Origin of the sequence: Paenibacillus kobensis NBRC 15729 (assembly GCF_004000825.1) — a bacterium.
GTDB classification, from domain to species: Bacteria; Bacillota; Bacilli; order Paenibacillales; family Paenibacillaceae; genus Paenibacillus_T; species Paenibacillus_T kobensis.
This window is the reverse complement of record NZ_BILZ01000160.1, coordinates 1-542: the sequence shown is the minus strand read 5'-3', so window position 1 is coordinate 542 and position 542 is coordinate 1. Positions and strand designations below refer to the sequence as shown.

Annotated in this window: 1 protein-coding gene; it reads left to right on the top strand. The window is 41.1% G+C overall.

Annotated features, from left to right (window positions below; translation table 11 throughout):
- Nucleotides 1–542 (top strand): hypothetical protein (locus tag PKO01S_RS29015; RefSeq protein ID WP_164779852.1); only part of this gene is annotated, 542 nt, incomplete at both ends.

The window sequence follows — 542 nt, the reverse complement described above, 5'->3', positions numbered from 1 at the left end:
CACAGACAGCACATTTATTATTCCGGGTCCGAAGACAACCGGTAATATGCAGATCGATCATTTTACAATGCCCTATCTCCATAATATGAGTGATGCAATGGGTTGGTTAGGGTATATGTATGAGGTTAAAGGCGGTCGTTTTTTTGAGACGGGATGGTTTGGCCCAAATGCCGACGGGCTCATGTATAGAACTGTGTGGGATGTCGATAACGATCCGCAAGGTTATTACGTAGATGAAGCCGTGTTCGGATGGCTAGAATGGCGGGCTAAAACCGTAAATAAAACAGATGAGGAGAAAAGATTTCCAATCGGCAAAGGTTGGACATGGAATATTCCTTATATCAAACGTTCGGAGAGCGGAACGTTCATCAATCTTGGCAGTAAGGGCACCTATGATTTAAGTCTTAATGGCTATCCATATAAGGATATCTCCATTACGTATGTCTATAATTATGATACACAACAAACCGAAACCATCGCAACATTGCTTAGCGGGGAAAGCTATTATTTTAATCAAGACGGTAATTTAATTAAAATTACCG